General features: G+C 40.0%; 20 protein-coding genes. 11 read left to right on the top strand and 9 right to left on the bottom strand.

All coding sequences use genetic code 11. From position 1 onward, the window contains the following. Positions 1 to 13 precede the first annotated feature (13 nt). Entirely contained in the window at positions 14 to 406 is a 393-nt protein-coding gene (locus D8991_RS08360; RefSeq protein ID WP_120489767.1) for a sugar 3,4-ketoisomerase, read from the top strand. Between the two features lie 63 nt (positions 407 to 469). On the opposite strand, the gene D8991_RS08355 is transcribed toward D8991_RS08360, so the two are convergent. Together D8991_RS08355 and D8991_RS08350 are read right to left on the bottom strand one after the other, a co-directional pair. Beyond that, the gene (locus tag D8991_RS08355; protein ID WP_120489766.1) at positions 470 to 907 is read right to left on the bottom strand and encodes a hypothetical protein; all 438 of its coding nucleotides are present in this window, start codon (positions 905 to 907) and stop codon (positions 470 to 472) included. A 10-nt stretch (positions 908 to 917) separates the two neighbouring features. Next, the gene (locus tag D8991_RS08350) at positions 918 to 2546 is read right to left on the bottom strand and encodes an ABC-F family ATP-binding cassette domain-containing protein (RefSeq protein WP_120489765.1); all 1629 of its coding nucleotides are present in this window, start codon (positions 2544 to 2546) and stop codon (positions 918 to 920) included. 102 nt (positions 2547 to 2648) lie between these two features. Here D8991_RS08350 and smpB point away from each other — a divergent pair, with 102 nt between their 5' ends. Beyond that, positions 2649 to 3107 (top strand): SsrA-binding protein SmpB, encoded by a 459-nt coding sequence (gene smpB, locus D8991_RS08345; RefSeq protein ID WP_120489764.1) that lies wholly within the window; start codon positions 2649 to 2651, stop codon positions 3105 to 3107. 76 nt (positions 3108 to 3183) lie between these two features. Then, positions 3184 to 4650: an OmpA family protein gene (locus D8991_RS08340; RefSeq protein ID WP_120489763.1), complete on the top strand. Its 1467-nt coding sequence runs from the start codon at positions 3184 to 3186 to the stop codon at positions 4648 to 4650. A 145-nt stretch (positions 4651 to 4795) separates the two neighbouring features. On the opposite strand, the gene recA is transcribed toward D8991_RS08340, so the two are convergent. From recA to D8991_RS08325, 3 genes are all read right to left on the bottom strand, one after another. Beyond that, the gene (recA, locus tag D8991_RS08335) at positions 4796 to 5830 is read right to left on the bottom strand and encodes a recombinase RecA (RefSeq protein ID WP_120489762.1); all 1035 of its coding nucleotides are present in this window, start codon (positions 5828 to 5830) and stop codon (positions 4796 to 4798) included. A 203-nt stretch (positions 5831 to 6033) separates the two neighbouring features. Continuing rightward, on the bottom strand, positions 6034 to 6666 hold the full coding sequence (locus tag D8991_RS08330; RefSeq protein ID WP_120489761.1) for a 7-carboxy-7-deazaguanine synthase QueE: 633 nt from the start codon (positions 6664 to 6666) through the stop codon (positions 6034 to 6036). A gap of 48 nt (positions 6667 to 6714) precedes the next feature. Then, positions 6715 to 7602 (bottom strand): bifunctional 5,10-methylenetetrahydrofolate dehydrogenase/5,10-methenyltetrahydrofolate cyclohydrolase, encoded by an 888-nt coding sequence (locus tag D8991_RS08325; RefSeq protein WP_120489760.1) that lies wholly within the window; start codon positions 7600 to 7602, stop codon positions 6715 to 6717. Positions 7603 to 7751: 149 nt separating this feature from the next. Between D8991_RS08325 and ytxJ the strand changes: the two genes are divergently transcribed. Then, the gene (gene ytxJ, locus D8991_RS08320) at positions 7752 to 8084 is read left to right on the top strand and encodes a bacillithiol system redox-active protein YtxJ (protein ID WP_120489759.1); all 333 of its coding nucleotides are present in this window, start codon (positions 7752 to 7754) and stop codon (positions 8082 to 8084) included. A gap of 430 nt (positions 8085 to 8514) precedes the next feature. Here the strand turns inward: ytxJ and D8991_RS08315 are convergent, their stop codons facing one another. The 3 genes from D8991_RS08315 to D8991_RS08305 are packed head-to-tail and all read right to left on the bottom strand — an operon-like array spanning position 8515 to position 10670. Beyond that, positions 8515 to 9246: a YebC/PmpR family DNA-binding transcriptional regulator gene (locus D8991_RS08315; protein ID WP_120489758.1), complete on the bottom strand. Its 732-nt coding sequence runs from the start codon at positions 9244 to 9246 to the stop codon at positions 8515 to 8517. A gap of 30 nt (positions 9247 to 9276) precedes the next feature. Continuing rightward, positions 9277 to 10017 (bottom strand): uroporphyrinogen-III synthase, encoded by a 741-nt coding sequence (locus tag D8991_RS08310; protein WP_120489757.1) that lies wholly within the window; start codon positions 10015 to 10017, stop codon positions 9277 to 9279. 8 nt (positions 10018 to 10025) lie between these two features. Beyond that, positions 10026 to 10670, bottom strand: a complete 645-nt coding sequence (locus tag D8991_RS08305; protein ID WP_160224162.1) for a DUF4271 domain-containing protein — start codon at positions 10668 to 10670, stop codon at positions 10026 to 10028. An 89-nt stretch (positions 10671 to 10759) separates the two neighbouring features. Here D8991_RS08305 and D8991_RS08300 point away from each other — a divergent pair, with 89 nt between their 5' ends. From D8991_RS08300 to D8991_RS08265, 7 genes are all read left to right on the top strand, one after another. Beyond that, entirely contained in the window at positions 10760 to 11476 is a 717-nt protein-coding gene (locus D8991_RS08300; RefSeq protein WP_120489755.1) for a polyprenol monophosphomannose synthase, read from the top strand. A gap of 21 nt (positions 11477 to 11497) precedes the next feature. Next, positions 11498 to 11893, top strand: a complete 396-nt coding sequence (locus tag D8991_RS08295; protein WP_120489754.1) for a DUF4296 domain-containing protein — start codon at positions 11498 to 11500, stop codon at positions 11891 to 11893. 89 nt (positions 11894 to 11982) lie between these two features. After that, positions 11983 to 12294 (top strand): 50S ribosomal protein L21, encoded by a 312-nt coding sequence (gene rplU, locus D8991_RS08290; protein WP_120489753.1) that lies wholly within the window; start codon positions 11983 to 11985, stop codon positions 12292 to 12294. A gap of 55 nt (positions 12295 to 12349) precedes the next feature. Further along, the gene (gene rpmA / locus D8991_RS08285) at positions 12350 to 12607 is read left to right on the top strand and encodes a 50S ribosomal protein L27 (RefSeq protein ID WP_120489752.1); all 258 of its coding nucleotides are present in this window, start codon (positions 12350 to 12352) and stop codon (positions 12605 to 12607) included. Positions 12608 to 12694: 87 nt separating this feature from the next. After that, positions 12695 to 13477: a threonine/serine exporter family protein gene (locus tag D8991_RS08280; RefSeq protein WP_120489751.1), complete on the top strand. Its 783-nt coding sequence runs from the start codon at positions 12695 to 12697 to the stop codon at positions 13475 to 13477. Further along, the gene (locus tag D8991_RS08275) at positions 13461 to 14018 is read left to right on the top strand and encodes a threonine/serine exporter family protein (protein WP_120489750.1); all 558 of its coding nucleotides are present in this window, start codon (positions 13461 to 13463) and stop codon (positions 14016 to 14018) included. Before D8991_RS08280 ends, D8991_RS08275 begins: the two co-directional genes overlap by 17 nt. Positions 14019 to 14719: 701 nt before the next feature. Further along, positions 14720 to 15184: a PEGA domain-containing protein gene (locus D8991_RS08265; protein ID WP_120489749.1), complete on the top strand. Its 465-nt coding sequence runs from the start codon at positions 14720 to 14722 to the stop codon at positions 15182 to 15184. A gap of 43 nt (positions 15185 to 15227) precedes the next feature. Here D8991_RS08265 and alaS read toward each other — a convergent pair whose 3' ends face one another. Then, the gene (gene alaS, locus D8991_RS08260; RefSeq protein ID WP_120489748.1) at positions 15228 to 17825 is read right to left on the bottom strand and encodes an alanine--tRNA ligase; all 2598 of its coding nucleotides are present in this window, start codon (positions 17823 to 17825) and stop codon (positions 15228 to 15230) included. Positions 17826 to 17978: the final 153 nt, after the last annotated feature.

The raw sequence follows: 17978 nt of genomic DNA, 5'->3' as shown, positions 1-17978 counted from the left end.
CAAAAATATAATTATGAAATTTAGAATGATTAGCTTACCGAAGATAGAAGACCCAAGAGGTAATCTCTCGGTTATTGAGAAAGATATTCTCCCATTTGTGTTTAAGCGGGTATATTTCCTCTATGATGTACCCAGTGGAGCCGAGCGTGGAGGGCATGCCCACAAGGAGCAGCAGGAATTTCTCATTGCATTGAGTGGCAGTTTTGATGTGATTCTTAATGATGGTAAAGAGACCTCTACCATACACCTGAATACTCCGAATAAAGGGCTTCTCATCCCCAATGGCTACTGGCGAGAGCTAAAACATTTTTCCTCTGGAGCGGTATGCCTCGTTCTCTCTTCCGATGTTTATCAGGAAGAAGACTATATCCGAGACTATGATGAATTTATTGCAAGCCGTAGGTAGTTACTTTATAAAGGAAAGCTAATATTTTTAACAAAAAAGAGCGCTTAATTGCGCTCTTTTTTGTTAGTTATCAGTTGTGGGTTTGTCTACAAAATTAATTTCTTGGTTGAGTTTGTCCAGCTTGCGCTGTACTTTATCAATTTGTTTTTGCAGATCAGCAATTTTAGCTTGGCTTTTTGCCAGTTTTTTATTGGCAGTCTCGGTTTTTTCGAGAAGCTGAGCTGTTTGCTTGGCATCTTTTGCGGTAGTAGCCGCATCGGAGGAAGAGAAGCTGGTAGTCTGTGCATTTGCCTGATAGTTGAGAGAAGATGCTTCTGCATTTAGCTCTTGTGAGCTGTTTTTCTCTTTTTCTAATTCAATCTGAAGGCTGTTGAGCTTCGTGTTGAGTGCTAAAATCTCTTTCTGTGTTTCTAATTTTTGAAGTTGTGGGTCTTGCGTACCTCCGCAAGAAACAGCCACAAGTGCAGCGATGAGCGCTGTGCTTAAGAATGTTTTTTTCATAGATTGTTACTTATACATTATACATTTGTTCTCTTAGTTCTTTTACTTTTTTGTCTTCGAGGTACTCATCGTAGGTCATCTCCCTGTCGATAAGTCCTTTTGGTGTGATTTCTATTACTCGGTTACACACGGTTTGAAGCAATTCGTGGTCGTGTGAAGCGATGAGGATATTCCCTTTGAAATTCGTCAGTGAGTTGTTTAGCGCCGTGATACTTTCCAAGTCAAGGTGGTTAGTAGGCTCATCGAGGAGAAGTACATTGGCTCTTTGGAGCATCATTCGGCTAAACATACACCTCATTTTTTCTCCTCCCGAGAGTACGGTGGAGGATTTTAATGCCTCATCTCCCGAGAATAGCATCCTTCCGAGGAAGCCACGGATGAATTCTTCGTGCCTTTCCTCATCATTTTTGGTGTATTGTCTTAGCCAATCTACGAGGTTAAGGCTTTGGTCTTTGAAATAATCGGTATTATCGAGTGGCATATAGGACTGAGTGGTAGTAACTCCCCATTTGTACTCGCCTTTATCGGCAGGAAGCGTCCCTGAAATCACTTGAAAAAACTCCGTAATCGCCAGTGAATTTTTAGAAATAACGGCTACTTTATCTCCTTTTTTAAGGTTGAGATCTACAGCAGAGAAGAGCAGTTCTCCATCTTTTGTTTTTTCCAATCCTTTTATTTCAAGGATTTGATCGCCCGCTTCTCTTTCCATATCAAAGATAATGGCAGGGTAGCGTCTGGAAGTAGGTTTAATCTCCTCGATATTGAGCTTATCGAGCATTTTCTTTCTTGCTGTAGCTTGCTTTGCTTTTGCTACATTTGAGCTAAACCTTGCGATAAACTCTTGAAGCTCTTTTTTCTTTTCTTCGGCTTTTTTGTTTGCCTGAGCTCTCTGTTTCGTAGCGAGCTGAGATGCCTGATACCAATAAGAATAGTTCCCTGTATAAAGGTTGAGCTTGGAGTAATCTAAATCTCCGATATGGGTACAAACAGCATCTAAGAAGTGACGGTCGTGAGACACTACAATCACCGTATTTTCATAATCCGCAAGGAAATCTTCCAACCACGCAATGGTATCAATATCTAAGTCGTTGGTAGGTTCGTCTAAAATCAGCACATCTGGATTACCGAAAAGCGCTTGAGCAAGGAGTACGCGGACTTTGTCTTTGTTCTCCAGTTCGCTCATCATCTGATAGTGCATATCTTCTTTTATACCTACATTGGATAGCATCGTTTGAGCATCGGTTTCGGCATTCCAACCGCCCATTTCATCGTATATCACACCGAGCTCGCCAGCTTTTATCCCGTCTTCATCGGAGAAATCAGGTTTTGCATACAGGGCGTCCATTTCCTCTTTAATTTCAAACATCTTTTTATTCCCTCTCAGTACGGTTTCTAATATCGTAAACTGATCATAAGCAAAGTGGTCTTGCTCCAAGACAGACATCCTCTTGCCTGTTTCTAATGAAACATTTCCCGTTGTAGGCTCTTGCTTCCCACTTAGTATTTTTAGGAAAGTAGATTTACCTGCACCATTTGCCCCGATAATCCCGTAGCAATTGCCTTTGGTAAATTTTATATTTACTTCATCAAAAAGGACTCTTTTTCCGAATTGTAAAGATAAGTTTGATACTGTTAGCATAAGGTTTTGTAAATTTGCGGCAAAAGTACAAAAAGAAAATAAATATTTTGAGCTGATATACAAAGCTGAGTCTATGGAATATAGATAACCAAAAACATTGAAATGAAGATAGAAAAAAGCGTAACAATACTCAATAAACGAGCTAGATTCGAATATGAAATCCTCGAAGACTTGGAAGTAGGAATAGTCCTCACAGGAACAGAAATAAAATCATTAAGATCATCAAAGGCTTCCATTGCAGAGGCTTTCTGCCAGATTATAGATAGGGAGTTATACATTATTAATATGCTTATAGATGAATATAAACTCGGGACTTTCTATAATCATAAGATAAAAAGAGAGCGGAAGTTGCTATTACACCGCCGTGAGCTTTATAAATGGGAACGAAAATTAAAAGATACAGGAATAACCATCGTACCTCTTAAGCTATATATAAATAATAGAGGAAAGGCTAAGCTCGTCATTGCTTTGGCGAGAGGGAAAAAATTATATGACAAAAGGGAATCTATAAAAGATAGAGAAAATAAGAGAAATTTAGACAGGATCTTAAAGAAAGGTTAAAAAAAACACATAAAAACCTTGTACATAAGGAAATTTTATATTTATTTTGCACAATCAATTATTTAATCATTTATCTATGAAAAATCTAAAATTAGGAATTGCAGCATTGGCACTTACAGTTGCTTCTTCTGTATTCGCTCAGACTACTTCGAATCCGTGGTTGATAGGAGTAGGAGCACATGGGGTGAATCATGCTGCAGCTAAAGGCGGTGTAGGGAAATTATTTGATAACCTTACAGGAAAACACTTGTTTAATATCAATAATTACACAATTACTCCACCATTATCTAAATTAACTGTTGCTAGAAATTTAGGTAAAGGTTTTGTACTTGACTGGCAGACTTCTGTTGGTAATATTGATAACAAGAGATTTGAAACTGACAAGGAATTTTTCTTGATGACAGGTCTTGGTCTTCAAGTGAAAGTTGCTGGTCTTCTTTTCGGTAATGAAGATTCTTGGTTTGATCCTTATTTAAGAGTTGGAGCTAACTACCTAAGACATGATTACACAAATATGACATTCCCAGCAAGAGATGTTGTTAATGATGTAACTTATGCAGGTTTCCAATCTGCTCCTGCAACTCAAAGAAGAAAAGATTTCTTTGCTGTTAATGGAGGTTTAGGTTCTAACTTCTGGATTACTAAAAACTTTGGTCTTGGTATTCAAGGGGATTATGTATCTACAGTAATGGATAAGTCTGATGTGCCACACTTCTGGCAGGCTTCTGCTTCATTATTATTCAGATTTGGAAATACCGATAGAGATAAAGACGGTATCAAGGATAAAGATGACCTTTGTCCAGATGAACCAGGTCTCCCAGAATTCCAAGGTTGCCCAGATACTGATGGTGATGGCGTTCCAGATAAAGATGATAACTGCCCAGATGTAGCAGGACCAGTTGAAAACAACGGATGCCCTTGGCCAGATACTGATGGTGACGGTGTTCTTGATAAAGATGATGCTTGTCCAGATGTAGCAGGACCAGTTGAAAACAACGGATGCCCTTGGCCAGACACTGATGGTGATGGTATCTTAGATAAAGATGATGCTTGTCCTGAAGTACCAGGTGTTCCAGAATACAACGGTTGTCCTAAACCAACAGCAGTTGCAGTTACTGAGACATTGAAAGATATCTTATTTGATTTCAACAAAGCAACCATCCAAGCAGGATCTGCTTATAAACTGGATGAAGCAGCTCGTATCATCAAGAATGCTCCAGCTGAAAACTTTATCGTAATCGGTACTACTGATGCGAAAGGTAATCCAGCTTACAACTTGAAACTTTCAAGACAAAGAGCAGCAGCTGTTGTAAAAGCTCTTGAAGCGAGAGGTGTAAATCCAGAAAACCTTAAATCTATCGGTCTTGGTTCTCAAGAAGCTACTGTACCAGCTACAGCATCTGATGAGGAAAGACAAGCAGATAGAAAAGTAATCGTAAGAGCAATCTCTGGTGCAGAGTGGGAAACTTATAAAAAATCAGATTTACCATCTACTCCAGTGAAGAAAAAAGCAGTTAAAAAAACTTCTAAAAAGAAGAAATAAGATTTAACTGATAAATTTAAAGTGGTGCAGCATACAGCTGTACCACTTTTTTAATGTATAAACATTTCCCTATCTCTATGGAGAGATGAGAAACAAAAAACTCCCTGCGAGACCGCAGGGAGTTTTTCTGTATTATTAAAGGAAATTATTTATTTGCTAACGCTTCTTTAATCTGAGCTTCCAATTCTTCAGAGAGCTCGGGGTTATCTTTAATAAGGTCTTTTACTGTATCTCTACCTTGCCCGAGTTTAGTCTCTCCATAGCTAAACCACGCACCACTTTTCTTCACGATATCGAGCTCTACAGCATGGTCAAGGATTTCTCCTGCTTTGGAAACTCCTTCTCCATACATAATATCAAATTCTGCTTGTTTAAATGGAGGGGCAACTTTATTTTTCACGATTTTTACTTTCACTCGGCTTCCGATAGCTTCTTCACCTTGTTTGATAGGAGCTGCAGCTTTTCTAATATCAATCCTTACCGAAGCATAGAATTTAAGTGCATTACCACCTGTTGTTGTTTCAGGATTTCCAAACATTACCCCGATTTTTTCCCTTAGCTGGTTGATGAAAATTACGGTACATTTCGTCTTGGAAATGGTAGATGTCAACTTTCTCAATGCCTGAGACATCAGCCTTGCGTGGAGTCCTACTTTGGAATCTCCCATTTCTCCTTCAATTTCGGATTTTGGGGTAAGGGCAGCCACTGAGTCTATTACCACAAGGTCAATAGCTCCGGAGCGGATGAGGTTATCGGCTATTTCCAGTGCCTGCTCGCCATTGTCTGGCTGGGAGATGATGAGCTCATCCAAGTCAATACCGAGCTTACCAGCATAGCTCCTGTCAAATGCGTGCTCGGCATCTATAAAAGCAGCCGTGCCTCCTTGTTTCTGGGCTTCGGCAATCGCGTGGAGTGTAAGAGTAGTCTTACCAGAAGATTCTGGACCAAAGATTTCAATAATCCTCCCCTTAGGATAGCCTCCGATGCCAAGGGCAATGTCTAACCCCAGCGAACCCGAAGGTATCACTTCTATGGAGGAATCAATAGAGCTATCGCCCAATTTCATTACGGTACCTTTGCCGTAAGTTTTGTCTAATTTTTCGAGCACTAGAGCCAGTGCTTTCTTTTTATCATCTACCTTTTCAGGTTTTTCGGTAGTTTTTTTAGTTTCTGAAGCCATAAATCACAATTTTTGCCCAAAAATACATAAATAAATCGGAAAGTATTACTTTCAGTACCTTTCTGACTATAAAATGGGTGATGCTTTGAGATAAAAAAGGATTGATAATAAAACCTAGTTTTCTTTGGATTTAGGGTATAATCTTTATTTTGGTAAGACCAAAATCATTAGGTAAAATAAAAAAGGGTCAAAGACCCTTTAGGTTAGGGGATATTAAGGTATTTATGAGTTTGAATGGACGAGCGCCATTGAGGGTGGGAGAGGATAAAGTCGGTGATTTTAGGATAGATTTCATTTCTTTTGCTCCACTCGCTTTGCAGGTAGAGGAGGCAGTTTTCGGAAACTTTTTCGGATTGCTCTAAGGCGAATTTAAAATCGTGGTTGTTGAAAATAATCATTTTCAATTCATCGGCTTTGGAATAGACTTCTGGGAGGGGCATTTTGGTCTTTTTGGGGGAGAGGGTAATCCAGTCTAAGTGGCCACTAAGAGGATGTGCTCCAGAGGTCTCTATGTGTATGGTGCAGCCGCTGTTTTTTAAGGCTGTGGTAAGTGGGCTGAGGTTCCACATTAGGGGCTCACCACCTGTGATGATAATGGTTTTGCAGTGCTCGGAAGCGGTTTTTGCGAGGCTGGTTACATCTAAAATGGGGTGTAGCTCGGCGTCCCAACTTTCTTTTACATCGCACCAGTGGCATCCTACATCGCAACCTGCCAGTCGGATGAAATATGCTGCTCTTCCTGCGTGGAAGCCCTCTCCCTGTATCGTGTAAAAATGCTCCATTATGGGGAGCATTTTACCTTGTTTCAATAATTCGCTTTGCTTGTCTTTTGTCATTAAAATCGTTTCTTTGGGATAGCTTTTTTGCTATCGTATCTCTTCTCGTTAGTCGTTATAAACCGAAGTTTTGTAGGCGAGAATGGTGTTTTTCATCAGCATTGCTCGGGTCATCGGTCCTACGCCGCCAGGTACGGGCGTTATCCAGCTGGCTTTGTCTTTACAGCTTTCAAAATCTACATCGCCTGCCAGTCGGTAGCCTTTGGGTAGGCTGCTGTCATCCACTCTTGTAATCCCTACATCTATAATGATGGCACCGTCTTTTATCATATTGCCTTTAAGGAAATCTGGCGTCCCAAGTGCAGTGATAACGATATCTGCGTGCTTGGTATACTCCTCTATATTCTGAGTGTAAGAATGCACGAGGGTTACAGTGGAGTTGCCCGGAAAGTCTTTCCTGCCCATTAAGATACTCATTGGTTTTCCTACGATTCGGCTTCTACCGATGATTACGCAGTGCTTTCCTTTTGTATCAATATTATATCTCTCGAGGAGGGTGAGGATTCCGAAAGGCGTAGCGGGGAGGAAAGTATCCATCTCCAAAGCCATTTTACCGAAATTCTCAGGGTGAAAGCCATCTACATCTTTCCTTGGGTCAATAGCGTTGATGATTTTCTCTTGATCGATTTGCTCTGGAAGGGGGAGTTGCACGATGAAGCCATCTACTGCTTTGGACTTATTGAGTTCATCTATTTTCTCTAATAGTTCTGCTTCGGAAACCGTATTAGGAAACTTGATGAGAGATGAGGTGAAGCCTACCTCTTCGCAATCTTTTACTTTGGAATTTACATAAGCCTTGCTCGCTCCGTTGTTTCCAACCAAGATAGCTACAAGGTGTGGGGCTCTTCTTTTCCTCGCTAAAATTTTTTCTACCTCTTCTTTAATCTCGGATTTGATTTGTTTAGAAAGGGCTAAACCATCAAGAATCTGTGCCATTTTACTCTGTTTTAGATTTAAAATTTTGAGCCGCAAAGGTAATTAAATTTACCAAAACAAGGGGTTTTCTTTCTTTAGTTTTTTGTAGAGCTGGGCATTGCTCCTCTCTATTAAAATGGATACATTTGCGGGCATTAAAAGCAGAAATTATGATAAAAACAGAGCTTTGGAAGGTGATTTCCTCAATCGAAGATTTAGATAAGGCAGTGGAAGAATCTCACGAGAGAACGGTGGTGATTTTTAAACATTCCACTCGCTGCTCCATAAGTAAAGGTGTGCTTTCTAAATTTGAAGAGCAGATAGAAGAGAGCAATGCAGATGCAGCGTATTATTTTCTTAGTCTGCTACGGTATAGGGATATTTCTAATGAGATTGCCGAGCGTTTTGGTGTGGTGCATCAGAGTCCGCAGATTATCATTTTGAAAGACGGAAAAGCCGTAGCAGATGCCTCGCACAGAAAAATTGATATTTCATTGCTTTAGCTACCCACAGCGTGGCACCTTGCGGGTGATGTACAGCTTCCAGCTGACGGCATTTTGCAGGTGGTGCACTTATTTAATACCTTATATATAAGGTATAGAAATCTAAAAATTCGTTACAAACCAAATCAAGATATTTGCTCACAAGCGAAGATGTGAGCGAGGCGAATCAAGATGTTCGCTCGCAAGCGAAGATGTTAGCGAGGTGAATCAAGATGTTCGCTTGCAAGCGAATTGCACACGCAATATGGGCAAGATTAAAAACATAAATTTTTATGATATTTCAGACTGTTTTGTTATTGATTTTGTAAAGAAGTGAGGAGATTATTAGATAGGATGAATTTTTTTTCTCGCTTTTTTTCTTCAAAGGGGGCAAAAAAAACATCTTTAAATAGTTTTAAAGATGTTTTTGTTTTACGGAGCTGTCTTTCATTTAGATGAAATCAGCAGGGATTTCCATATTGTGATAGACATTCTGCACATCATCGTCTTCCTCAAATCTTTCGAGCATTTTCATATTGATGTTAAACTGCTCTTCGCTCACTTCTTTTGTATTGTTTGGGATTCTTTGCAGCTCGGCGCTTTTTGCTTCTATTCCCATTTCATCGAGTTTGTGAGACATTGCCCCGAAGTCTTCAAATGCAGTGGTAATCATTACTTCTTCATCATCGCTGTCGATTTCCTCTGCACCTCCGTCTATCATTTCTATCTCAAAATCCTCCCAGTCTATGGTGATGAGGGATTTGTCTATCGTAAAGATTCCTTTTCTATCGAAGATGAAGGAGAGCTCACCGTTTTTCCCGAGGTTACCATCAAATTTATTGAATATCGCTCTTACATTGGCTACGGTTCTGGTAGGGTTGTTTGTGGTGCATTCTATAAAGAAAGCTACGCCTCCTTGCCCGTATCCTTCGTAGGTAATCTCATCGTAATGCTCGGCATCTGCACCAGAGGCTTTTTTTATGGCTCTTTCTACATTGTCCTTCGGCATATTTGCTCCTTTTGCATTTTGTATACATCTTCTGAGGGCAGGGTTAGATTCTGGGTCTGCTCCTCCTGCTTTTACTGCTATGGCGATATCTTTCCCGATTTTGGAGAAGGTTTTTGCCATTTTATCCCATCTTGCGAGTTTAGATGCTTTTCTGTATTCAAATGCTCGTCCCATTATTCGTTTGGTTTTATTTAAGTCTGTTTGTTATTTATTTATTTTTTTGATGTACTGCTCTATCGCCATCGTCATAGATGGAGTTTCTTTTGTAGGTGCCATTAGATCTACTCTTAGCCCTGCTTCTTCTGCTGCTTTTTGGGTGTTTGCCCCAAATACGGCAATTTGTGTATCTCCTTGCTCAAAATCTTTGAAATTTTCTAATAGAGATTTAATGTTTTGCGGGCTGAAAAATACCAGCATATCATAATCCTTGATGGGGATATGAGCTACATCAGAGCTTACGGTACGAAACATAATCGCCCGTTTCCATTCTATTTTTGCGGTTTCTAATATTTTGGGTATTTCTGGGCTTAGCACATCGGAGGATGGCAAGAGGTACTTATCATCTGGATATTTCTTGAAAAGTGGCATCATATCCTTAAAGGTCTTCTGCCCGAAGCTGATTTTCCTTTTCCTGTAAACGATGTGTTTTTGCAGGTAGTTGGCAATATTCTCAGCTTGGCAAATGTACCTCATACTGTCGGGTACTTGAAAGCGCATTTCCTCTGCTAATCTGAAATAATGATCTACGGCACTTTTACTTGTGAGTATTACTCCTGTGTATTGGGAAAGGTCGATTTTCTGTGTTCTCAAATCCTTAGAATCAGCTCCCTCTATGTGGATAAACGGTTGGAAGTCTATCGTTACCTTTTCTTTCTTTGCAATTTCCCAATACGGAGAAGGTTCGTTTGGCGTTGGTTGTGAAACCAAAATTGAGCGTATTTTCATTCTTTAACTTAATTAAAAAAGACTAATCTCCATAGTACAAACATCGGTGCGATTTGGAGCGTGCAAATATACAATATTTTATAAAACCATTCTTTGGGCAGAGCCCCCCTCTCATTCAGACTATAGGTTAATAATTTGAAGAGATACAATACAAACATCCCTGTAATTAAATAGGGGAAGAGCATTTTTCTATCCAAATCAAAGTAATAATTAATGAATACCAGCAGGATTAAAACAATACTCCCAGAGAAGTATAATCGAGAGGCAGAAAATTGCATATTCATAAACCTCTTCTTCTGGTTGATACACTGGTAGAAAATAAACGAGAGTATTGCTTTTATCAGATAAAATAAGGGCACTACTATAAGGCAATAGCCTAATTTGTTAAGCGATATTCCTAATATATTCAGCTCATCTACAAATTTTGGAACTATGGGGATATACTGCGAGAACAAAACCGATGAAAGCAGGCAAAATACAGCGGAAGATATCACCCAGCTAAGAAAAACATTGGAAGAGCCCTCTGCCTTTTGAGTGATAAATTCTTTTATAGAACTCCCTCGGTTGAGAGAAATAAGTACAAAAACCAGTGCTAATATACTCAGGAAAAGGCTTGCAGTAACCCAATCATTATTTTCTACTAATCTTACCAACTTCAAAATTTTAGCAAAAATATTTATTTTTTTTAGAATAGAGATGCTACAAGCTAATCCTCATATACATATATTTGCAGACAGATAAGATGAAAAAAATAGTCATAATCCCCACTTACAACGAAAAAGAAAATATAAAAGCCATTGTGGAAGCGGTATTTGCTTTACAGGAGGGCTTTCATATTTTGGTGGTGGATGATTCCTCGCCAGATGGCACTGCACAGATTGTGCAAGAGCTCCAAAAATCCTATGCTGATGAGCTCCACCTCGAGCTAAGAAAGCAGAAAGATGGTCTTGGTAAGGCGTATATCCACGGGTTTAAATGGGCATTGGAACGCGGTTATGACTATATCTTTGAGATGGATGCTGATTTCTCCCACAATCCTGCTGATTTATCCAAACTCCTCGATGCCTGCCAAACAGCGGATATGTCCGTAGGTTCGCGGTATTCTCAAGGCGTGAATGTGGTCAATTGGCCTATGGGTAGGGTATTGCTTTCATATTTCGCTTCAAAATATGTCCGTTTTATTTTAGGAATCCCCATTTATGATACTACTGCGGGTTTTGTTTGCTTTAAAAGAGAAACCCTGATGAAGATAGACCTAGATCAGGTGAAATTAAAAGGCTATGGTTTTCAGGTGGAGATGAAGTACAGGGTCTTCAAAAAAGGATTAAAAATAAACGAGGTTCCTATTATTTTTACCAACAGGATTTTGGGCGAGAGTAAAATGAATGGCGGTATTATCGGTGAAGCGGTGCTGGGGATTCTGAATCTCAGGTGGAAATCTCTCCTTGGTAAGTTATAATCTTTGAATTCTTATTAAATAATGAAAAAAATACTGCTTTCTTTCGTTTTTTTTGCTACGCTATCCTGCTCAGAGGTGGTAGATAAACCCGAGAACCTCATAGATGAAGATACAATGGCAGAGCTTGTGGCAGAGCTCGCAATTAATGACCAACTCGCCATCCTCAATCAGCAGGGAGATATGGAAATAAGTTCCAAATATATATTAAATAAGTACAAGGTAAAGGGCAAAGATGTTATAGAGAGCCATTCGTACTACCTTACAAAGCCCGATAAAATGTCGAAGATTTATGACAAGGCGCAGGACATTATCCTCAATAAAGACCCGAAAATAAAGGCAAAGCTGGAAGCAAAAATTAAAAAAGATTCAGAAGGTAATACACCACCAGATGAAAATATCCCGTTTCAGGTGAAATAAAAAAATGCGGCAGGACTTTGTCATTCAAAAAAAAAATGTATTTTTGCACCCTCAATAACGAATAATAATTAATTAAAATTTTATAAACAATGTTTGCAATTGTAGAAATAGCAGGGCTTCAATACAAAGTTGAGCAAGACCAAAAGTTGTTTGTAAACCGTTTAAGTGGAGAAGCAGGAGATAAAATCTCTTTTGATAAAGTGCTTCTTACAGTAAATGGTACAACCACAGTAGGCGCCCCGGCTGTAAGCGGTGTTAGTGTACAAGCTGAAATCTTAGACCATTTGAAAGCTGACAAAGTAATCGTTTTCAAAAAGAAAAGAAGAAAAGGCTATAAAGTAAAAAATGGACACAGACAGTCCTTAACTCAAATTAAAATCACTGGTTTCTCAGGACTTTAATTCTAAGAAGTAATAATTGATTTATTAACATTTAACCCAAAAACCTTAAAATAAAATGGCACACAAGAAAGGAGTTGGTAGTTCCAAAAACGGTAGAGAGTCTCACTCCAAGAGATTAGGAGTTAAGATTTTCGGAGGACAAGAAGCTATCGCAGGAAACATCATCGTGAGACAAAGAGGTACTCAGCACCACCCTGGTAAAAATGTAGGTATCGGTAAAGATCACACTTTGTTCGCTCTTGTAGATGGTAAAGTGGTTTTCACTAAAAAAGCAAATAACAGATCTTTCGTATCTGTAGAACCTAACGCATAAGATTGGTTATACCATAATAATGAGGTCCTGCTTTTGGCAGGGCTTTTTTTATTTCTTTATTTGGTGGATAACGATTAAATTTGCCGAATGACTTATCAACCTGAAAAACAAAACATAAAACTTGTAGGAGCTTTGCTTACGGATATTGCCGTGCTACTCCTCTCAAATGGAGCTAATTCCACCCGAACCTCCCGCAATCTTCATCGTATCGCAGCCCATTTTGGCTATGGTGTGGAGCATTTCTTCTCCCATTCCGCCATCGTCATCACCCTGCACAATACCTCCGATGGAGATGTCTTCACAAAAACACGAAGCATTCCGCATTATGCAGTGAATTATTCCATCGTTTCTGAAATCAGCATCCTCAGCTGGAAGATTGCCGATGGTAAATTATCTTTTAGCGAGATAGAATCCGAGATGCGGAGGATACAAAACATAAAGTCTTACCCCGAGTGGGTCAAGATTCTCTTCGTGTCTTTCGCTACGGCAGCCCTTTCCAAAATGTTTGATGCCACACCGCTTGAGTTTCTCGTTTGCTTCCTGTCGGCGGCTTTGGGCTTTCTTGGTAGGCTACTCTTCATTAAAAAGAAATTCAATGTCTATATATGCTTCCTCGTAGGGGCGTTTGTTTCTACTTCGGTGGTCAATGTGTTCAGGGTAGTAGGGATACAGGATTTCCACGCGGCGCTTACCGCTTGTGTGCTCTGGCTCATCCCTGGTGTGCCGCTTATCAATGGTTTTTTAGACATCGTCAGTGGGCATATTATCAATGGTTGGGCAAAGGTCGCGATGGGTTTTATGCTCGTGTTTATGATTGCTGTAGGGTTTTATATTTCACTTTTTATGTTTGGATATGGATATACTGTATAGTTTTGAGGTCAAGATTTTCTGGTCGGTGTTCGTTGCACTCGGTTTTGCGATTTTGTTTAATACCCCTCGCCGAGCACTCTGGGCTGCGGGGCTTCTCGGTGCGATAGGCTTTGCTGTGAAATCATTTTTTATGAATTCGGTCATCCAAGACCATATCGTGATTTCCACCCTTGCGGGGGCTTCTACGGTGGGCGTTCTCGGGATATATTTCGCTCACAAGGTGCATACGCCGCCCATCGTCTTTACTGTGCCTGCCGTTATTAGTATGATTCCCGGAAAGTTTGGTTATGAGTTTATCATCGGTATGCTAAAAATCGTGATGGTGAGCAAAAATAATGAGGTGAGTTTTGATTACTTCCTCGAGGTTTTTAATAGCGGGATGAAAACGGGGCTCATCCTAATGGCGCTTGCTTTCGGCATTATTTTTCCGATTCTCTTCTTCAATACCCGCACGGCAAAGGGGAAGGATTTTGATAGGTTCATCGCTGAGAAAATCTTCTTCCGATTGGGCATTCGCAAGCGCAAAAAAGGAGAGGACTGATGCAGCACGCCTGCCGATAGCTCCGTATAAAAATTAAAAGACCGCAGTTTGTGCGGTCTTTTGTTTTGTGGAGGGGCTTATTTTTTTGATGACCTTTCTTCTCGGAGGATTTCATTTCCCACCACTCCGCTGAGATAAAATCTTTTCGGATTTGGTTTATTTTCTTTGATTATTATTGTAAATTTTGATGATAATTATCATCTTATTTATCGCGTATTTACTTGCTTTTTATCAATATTTTATCAATATTTGTGCAACTAAAAAATAGCGCGATGGATATTAAAAATCTACTCTTCGCCTCCCTAATCCTAATGGGGGGGGTATAGCTAATAGCTGTAGCCCAAAAATCACTTCAAATCTAATCAACAAACAATCCGAACTATCCTCAGAGGATAAAGTTGCATTCTTAGACACTAATCACAAGCTTCCCGATTCTACAATTTTAGTGGGAAATTTACGATTTCAAGATTCTGGTTTTACTACGAATTGTAGTTTCAATAGCCTTATGAATCAAGCCCGAAAAGAGGCAAGAAAAAACGGTGCAAACATCATAAAAATCACTCAGAAAAGATTGCCCGACATATGGAGCAGTTGTTACAGACTGAAAATAGAACTCCATCGATATGAGGGAGATCTCTCCCAGTTGAAACAATTCCAACTATCATTAGATTAAATTAAAATCCAATAAATTTTTAAGTACTATGAGAAAAGTAACCTTTACTCTTATGGTAGGGGCTTCGCTATTGCTAAGCTCTTGCGCAACTATCGTGTCTGGTTCAAGACAAACCGTGAAATTTGATTCAACGCCTTCCAACGCAATGGTTTATATCAACGAAATGGAAATAGGTAGAACACCCCTTGAACACAAACTAAGCAGAGACCAAGATTATGATGTAATGATTAAATTAGATGGGTATACACCATATAAAACGAGACTTACCAGAAAATTCAACGCTTGGTATATTGGTAATATTCTCTTCGGAGGACTGATTGGTTTAATCATTGACCCTATTACTGGCGCAATGTATAAACTCTCACCAGCAGAATTAAATGCAAGATTAGAAGGCGAAACAGCCTTTGTAAAAGGAAAGAATATTTATCTTGCGGTATCTCTTGACATTGACCCTAATTGGGAAAAAGTGGGACAACTAGAAAAAATAAAATAACCCAAAATAAACGCCCCCTCTCAAATTTGAGAGGGAGGTGCTTTTATATCTCCTGTGCTTTTTGCAAAGCTTTGTCTAATCCATCTAAGTTTTTACCTCCTGCTGTAGCGAAGCCAGGGTTTCCACCGCCGCCGCCTTGTATCTCTTTGGCAAGCTCTTTCACGATGTTTCCCGCGTGATATTTTCCTTCTAAATCTGCGGATACCCCTACGCTAATCATTGGTTTTTCGCCTGCATCTGATAAGATAACGATCACCGATTGAGGGATTTCCTTTTTCAGTTGGAAGACGATGTCCTTCACCGTACCTGCGTCTAAAGAGGTTCTTTTCGCGAGGAGTTTTTTGTCTCCTTTGTCCGCAAAATCATTTTTCCAATTGGCTGTTTCGCCCTTAGCTTTTTCCTTCTTAAATGCCTCCAACTCTGCTTTTAGTTGGGTATTTTCGTCCTGAAGTTTTTCTACGGATTTCACCAAATCTTTGGTTTTAAGAATTTGGCTGAGCTTCTCTACTTTGTCTTCTAATTCATAGAAATAAAGTTTCACTCTGTCCCTCGTAATCGCTTCTATACGGCGAATTCCTGCTGCTACGGCACCTTCGGAAACAATTTTGAAATGCCAAATATCCGAAGTGTTCTTCACATGCGTACCTCCGCAAAGCTCTTTACTCTCCCCAAACTGGATCATTCGAACTCTGTCGCCATATTTTTCTCCGAAAAGAGCCATTGCTCCTGCATCCAGAGCCTGTTGCATCGTGATGTTTCTATGCTCTTGAAGCGGGATTTTCTGATGTATGCGGTCATTTACTTTTTTCTCAATTTCGCAGAGCTCTTCATCCGTTAGCTTTTGGAAATGAGAGAAATCAAACCTGAGAGATTCCATATCTACTCGCGAACCTCTTTGCTCCACATGATTACCCAAAATCTCCCTTAGGGCTTGATGAAGCAGGTGCGTAGCAGTATGGTTTGCCTCAGCGAGGATTCTACCGTGCACTTCGGCTTTTAGAGGTTCATCGATATTCGTTGGGAGTGTCTCCACGATGTGGATGATGAGGTTGTTTTCCTTTTTGGTATCAATGATATAAGTGATGTTGCCATTCGCGGAAACCACAAAACCTTTATCGCCAACTTGCCCACCTCCCTCAGGATAAAATGGCGTAACATTAAATACCAAATGATACTGAGTGCCATCTTTTTGGCTCTCCACTTTTCTGTATTTGGTTACTCGGACTATGGCTTCTAAGGTATCGTATCCGATGAATTCCTCCTCGTCATCTTCGCGAAGCACCACCCAGTCGTCGGTCTTCATCTGTGCTGCAGCGCGTGAACGCTCTTTTTGCTGTTGGAGCTTTTCCTCAAAACCTGCTTCGTCCAGCGTAAAGCCTTTTTCGGTAAGGATAAGCGCTGTGAGGTCGATCGGAAAGCCGTAAGTATCGTACAATTCAAATGCTCTACCGCCAGAGATCACCTTATCCGTAGCGCTATTCATCATAGAATCGAGCATTAAAAGCCCTTGCTCCAATGTTCTAAGGAAAGAGATTTCCTCTTCTTTGATTACATTTTTGATAAGTTCGTACTGCTTGATAAGCTCAGGAAAGGCATCTCCCATTTGATGCGCCAGCGTGGTAACCAATTTATAAATGAAAGGCTCTTTCTGCCCAAGGAAAGTGAATGCGTAGCGAATAGCCCTTCTTAAAATTCGTCGGATAACATAGCCCGCACCGTTGTTGGAAGGTAATTGTCCGTCGGCTATTGCAAACGAAACTGCACGGATATGATCTACTATCACTCTGATAGCGATGTCTTTTTCATCGTCCAACTTCCCAGTATATTTCATTTCGGAGAGCTCCTCTACCTTTTCTATTAATGGAGTGAAGACATCCGTATCATAGTTGGAAGATTTCCCTTGAAGCGCCATACACAAGCGCTCGAAGCCCATCCCTGTATCTACATTTTGTTTTGGTAACTTTTCGAGGGAGCCATCAGCCTTTCGGTTGAACTCCATAAACACCAGGTTCCAAATTTCCACTACTTGCGGATGGTCGTTATTTACCAGTTCTTTCCCTGAAATTCTCGCTTTTTCCTCTGGGCTTCTAAGATCTACATGAATCTCAGAACACGGCCCACAAGGTCCCTGCTCGCCCATTTCCCAGAAATTGTCTTTTTTATTTCCGTTGAGGATTCTGTCCTCTGCAATATGCTCTTTCCAATAGTTGTAGGCATCCTGGTCTCTTTCCAAATTCTCAGAAGAATCACCCTCAAATATGGTTACATAAAGGTTTTCTTTTGGAATTTTATACACTTCGGTAAGTAGCTCCCACGCCCAAGCAATAGCCTCTTTCTTAAAATAATCCCCAAAAGACCAGTTGCCCAACATCTCAAACATCGTGTGGTGATAGGTGTCTCGCCCCACATCATCAAGGTCATTATGCTTTCCAGAAACCCTTAAACACTTTTGAGTATCTGCTACTCTGCGGTTTTTGGGTTCTTTATAGCCGAGGAAAAAATCCTTAAACTGCGTCATTCCCGAGTTGGAGAACATCAGTGTAGGGTCATCTTTTAAAACTATCGGTGCCGAAGGAACAACCTCGTGCCCCTTGCTTTTAAAAAAATCTAAAAATTTTTGTCTTATTTCTTGTGAAGTCATATACCTTATATTATAGCTTGCAAATTTAATGTAAATGAAATAAACCGAAAATATGGAACTTTATTTTTATAATATTTCCAGCATTTCCTTTATTATCTTTCTCCCCTAATTTTTTTCATATTCATTATCAATTATTTATATAATAGGGTTAAT

The sequence above is a fragment of the Bergeyella cardium genome, from assembly GCF_003614945.1.
Classification (GTDB): domain Bacteria; phylum Bacteroidota; class Bacteroidia; order Flavobacteriales; family Weeksellaceae; genus Bergeyella_A; species Bergeyella_A cardium.
Note: the sequence above shows the minus strand (reverse complement) of the source record. Positions and strands in the feature narration are given on the sequence as shown.

Excerpts from the sequence above, each read along its gene's own strand:
- D8991_RS08360 (WP_120489767.1), top strand. The coding sequence starts at position 14 with ATGAAATTTAGAATGATTAGCTTACCGAAGATAGAAGACCCAAGAGGT.
- D8991_RS08325 (WP_120489760.1), bottom strand. The coding sequence starts at position 7,602 with ATGGCACAGATTCTTGATGGTTTAGCCCTTTCTAAACAAATCAAATCC.
- alaS (WP_120489748.1), bottom strand. The coding sequence starts at position 17,825 with ATGACTTCACAAGAAATAAGACAAAAATTTTTAGATTTTTTTAAAAGC.
- recA (WP_120489762.1), bottom strand. The coding sequence starts at position 5,830 with ATGGCTTCAGAAACTAAAAAAACTACCGAAAAACCTGAAAAGGTAGAT.
- D8991_RS08300 (WP_120489755.1), top strand. The coding sequence starts at position 10,760 with ATGAAAAAAATAGTCATAATCCCCACTTACAACGAAAAAGAAAATATA.
- ytxJ (WP_120489759.1), top strand. The coding sequence starts at position 7,752 with ATGATAAAAACAGAGCTTTGGAAGGTGATTTCCTCAATCGAAGATTTA.
- D8991_RS08280 (WP_120489751.1), top strand. The coding sequence starts at position 12,695 with ATGACTTATCAACCTGAAAAACAAAACATAAAACTTGTAGGAGCTTTG.
- D8991_RS08310 (WP_120489757.1), bottom strand. The coding sequence starts at position 10,017 with ATGAAAATACGCTCAATTTTGGTTTCACAACCAACGCCAAACGAACCT.
- rplU (WP_120489753.1), top strand. The coding sequence starts at position 11,983 with ATGTTTGCAATTGTAGAAATAGCAGGGCTTCAATACAAAGTTGAGCAA.
- D8991_RS08315 (WP_120489758.1), bottom strand. The coding sequence starts at position 9,246 with ATGGGACGAGCATTTGAATACAGAAAAGCATCTAAACTCGCAAGATGG.
- D8991_RS08265 (WP_120489749.1), top strand. The coding sequence starts at position 14,720 with ATGAGAAAAGTAACCTTTACTCTTATGGTAGGGGCTTCGCTATTGCTA.
- D8991_RS08350 (WP_120489765.1), bottom strand. The coding sequence starts at position 2,546 with ATGCTAACAGTATCAAACTTATCTTTACAATTCGGAAAAAGAGTCCTT.
- rpmA (WP_120489752.1), top strand. The coding sequence starts at position 12,350 with ATGGCACACAAGAAAGGAGTTGGTAGTTCCAAAAACGGTAGAGAGTCT.
- D8991_RS08340 (WP_120489763.1), top strand. The coding sequence starts at position 3,184 with ATGAAAAATCTAAAATTAGGAATTGCAGCATTGGCACTTACAGTTGCT.
- D8991_RS08275 (WP_120489750.1), top strand. The coding sequence starts at position 13,461 with ATGGATATACTGTATAGTTTTGAGGTCAAGATTTTCTGGTCGGTGTTC.
- smpB (WP_120489764.1), top strand. The coding sequence starts at position 2,649 with ATGAAGATAGAAAAAAGCGTAACAATACTCAATAAACGAGCTAGATTC.
- D8991_RS08295 (WP_120489754.1), top strand. The coding sequence starts at position 11,498 with ATGAAAAAAATACTGCTTTCTTTCGTTTTTTTTGCTACGCTATCCTGC.
- D8991_RS08355 (WP_120489766.1), bottom strand. The coding sequence starts at position 907 with ATGAAAAAAACATTCTTAAGCACAGCGCTCATCGCTGCACTTGTGGCT.
- D8991_RS08330 (WP_120489761.1), bottom strand. The coding sequence starts at position 6,666 with ATGACAAAAGACAAGCAAAGCGAATTATTGAAACAAGGTAAAATGCTC.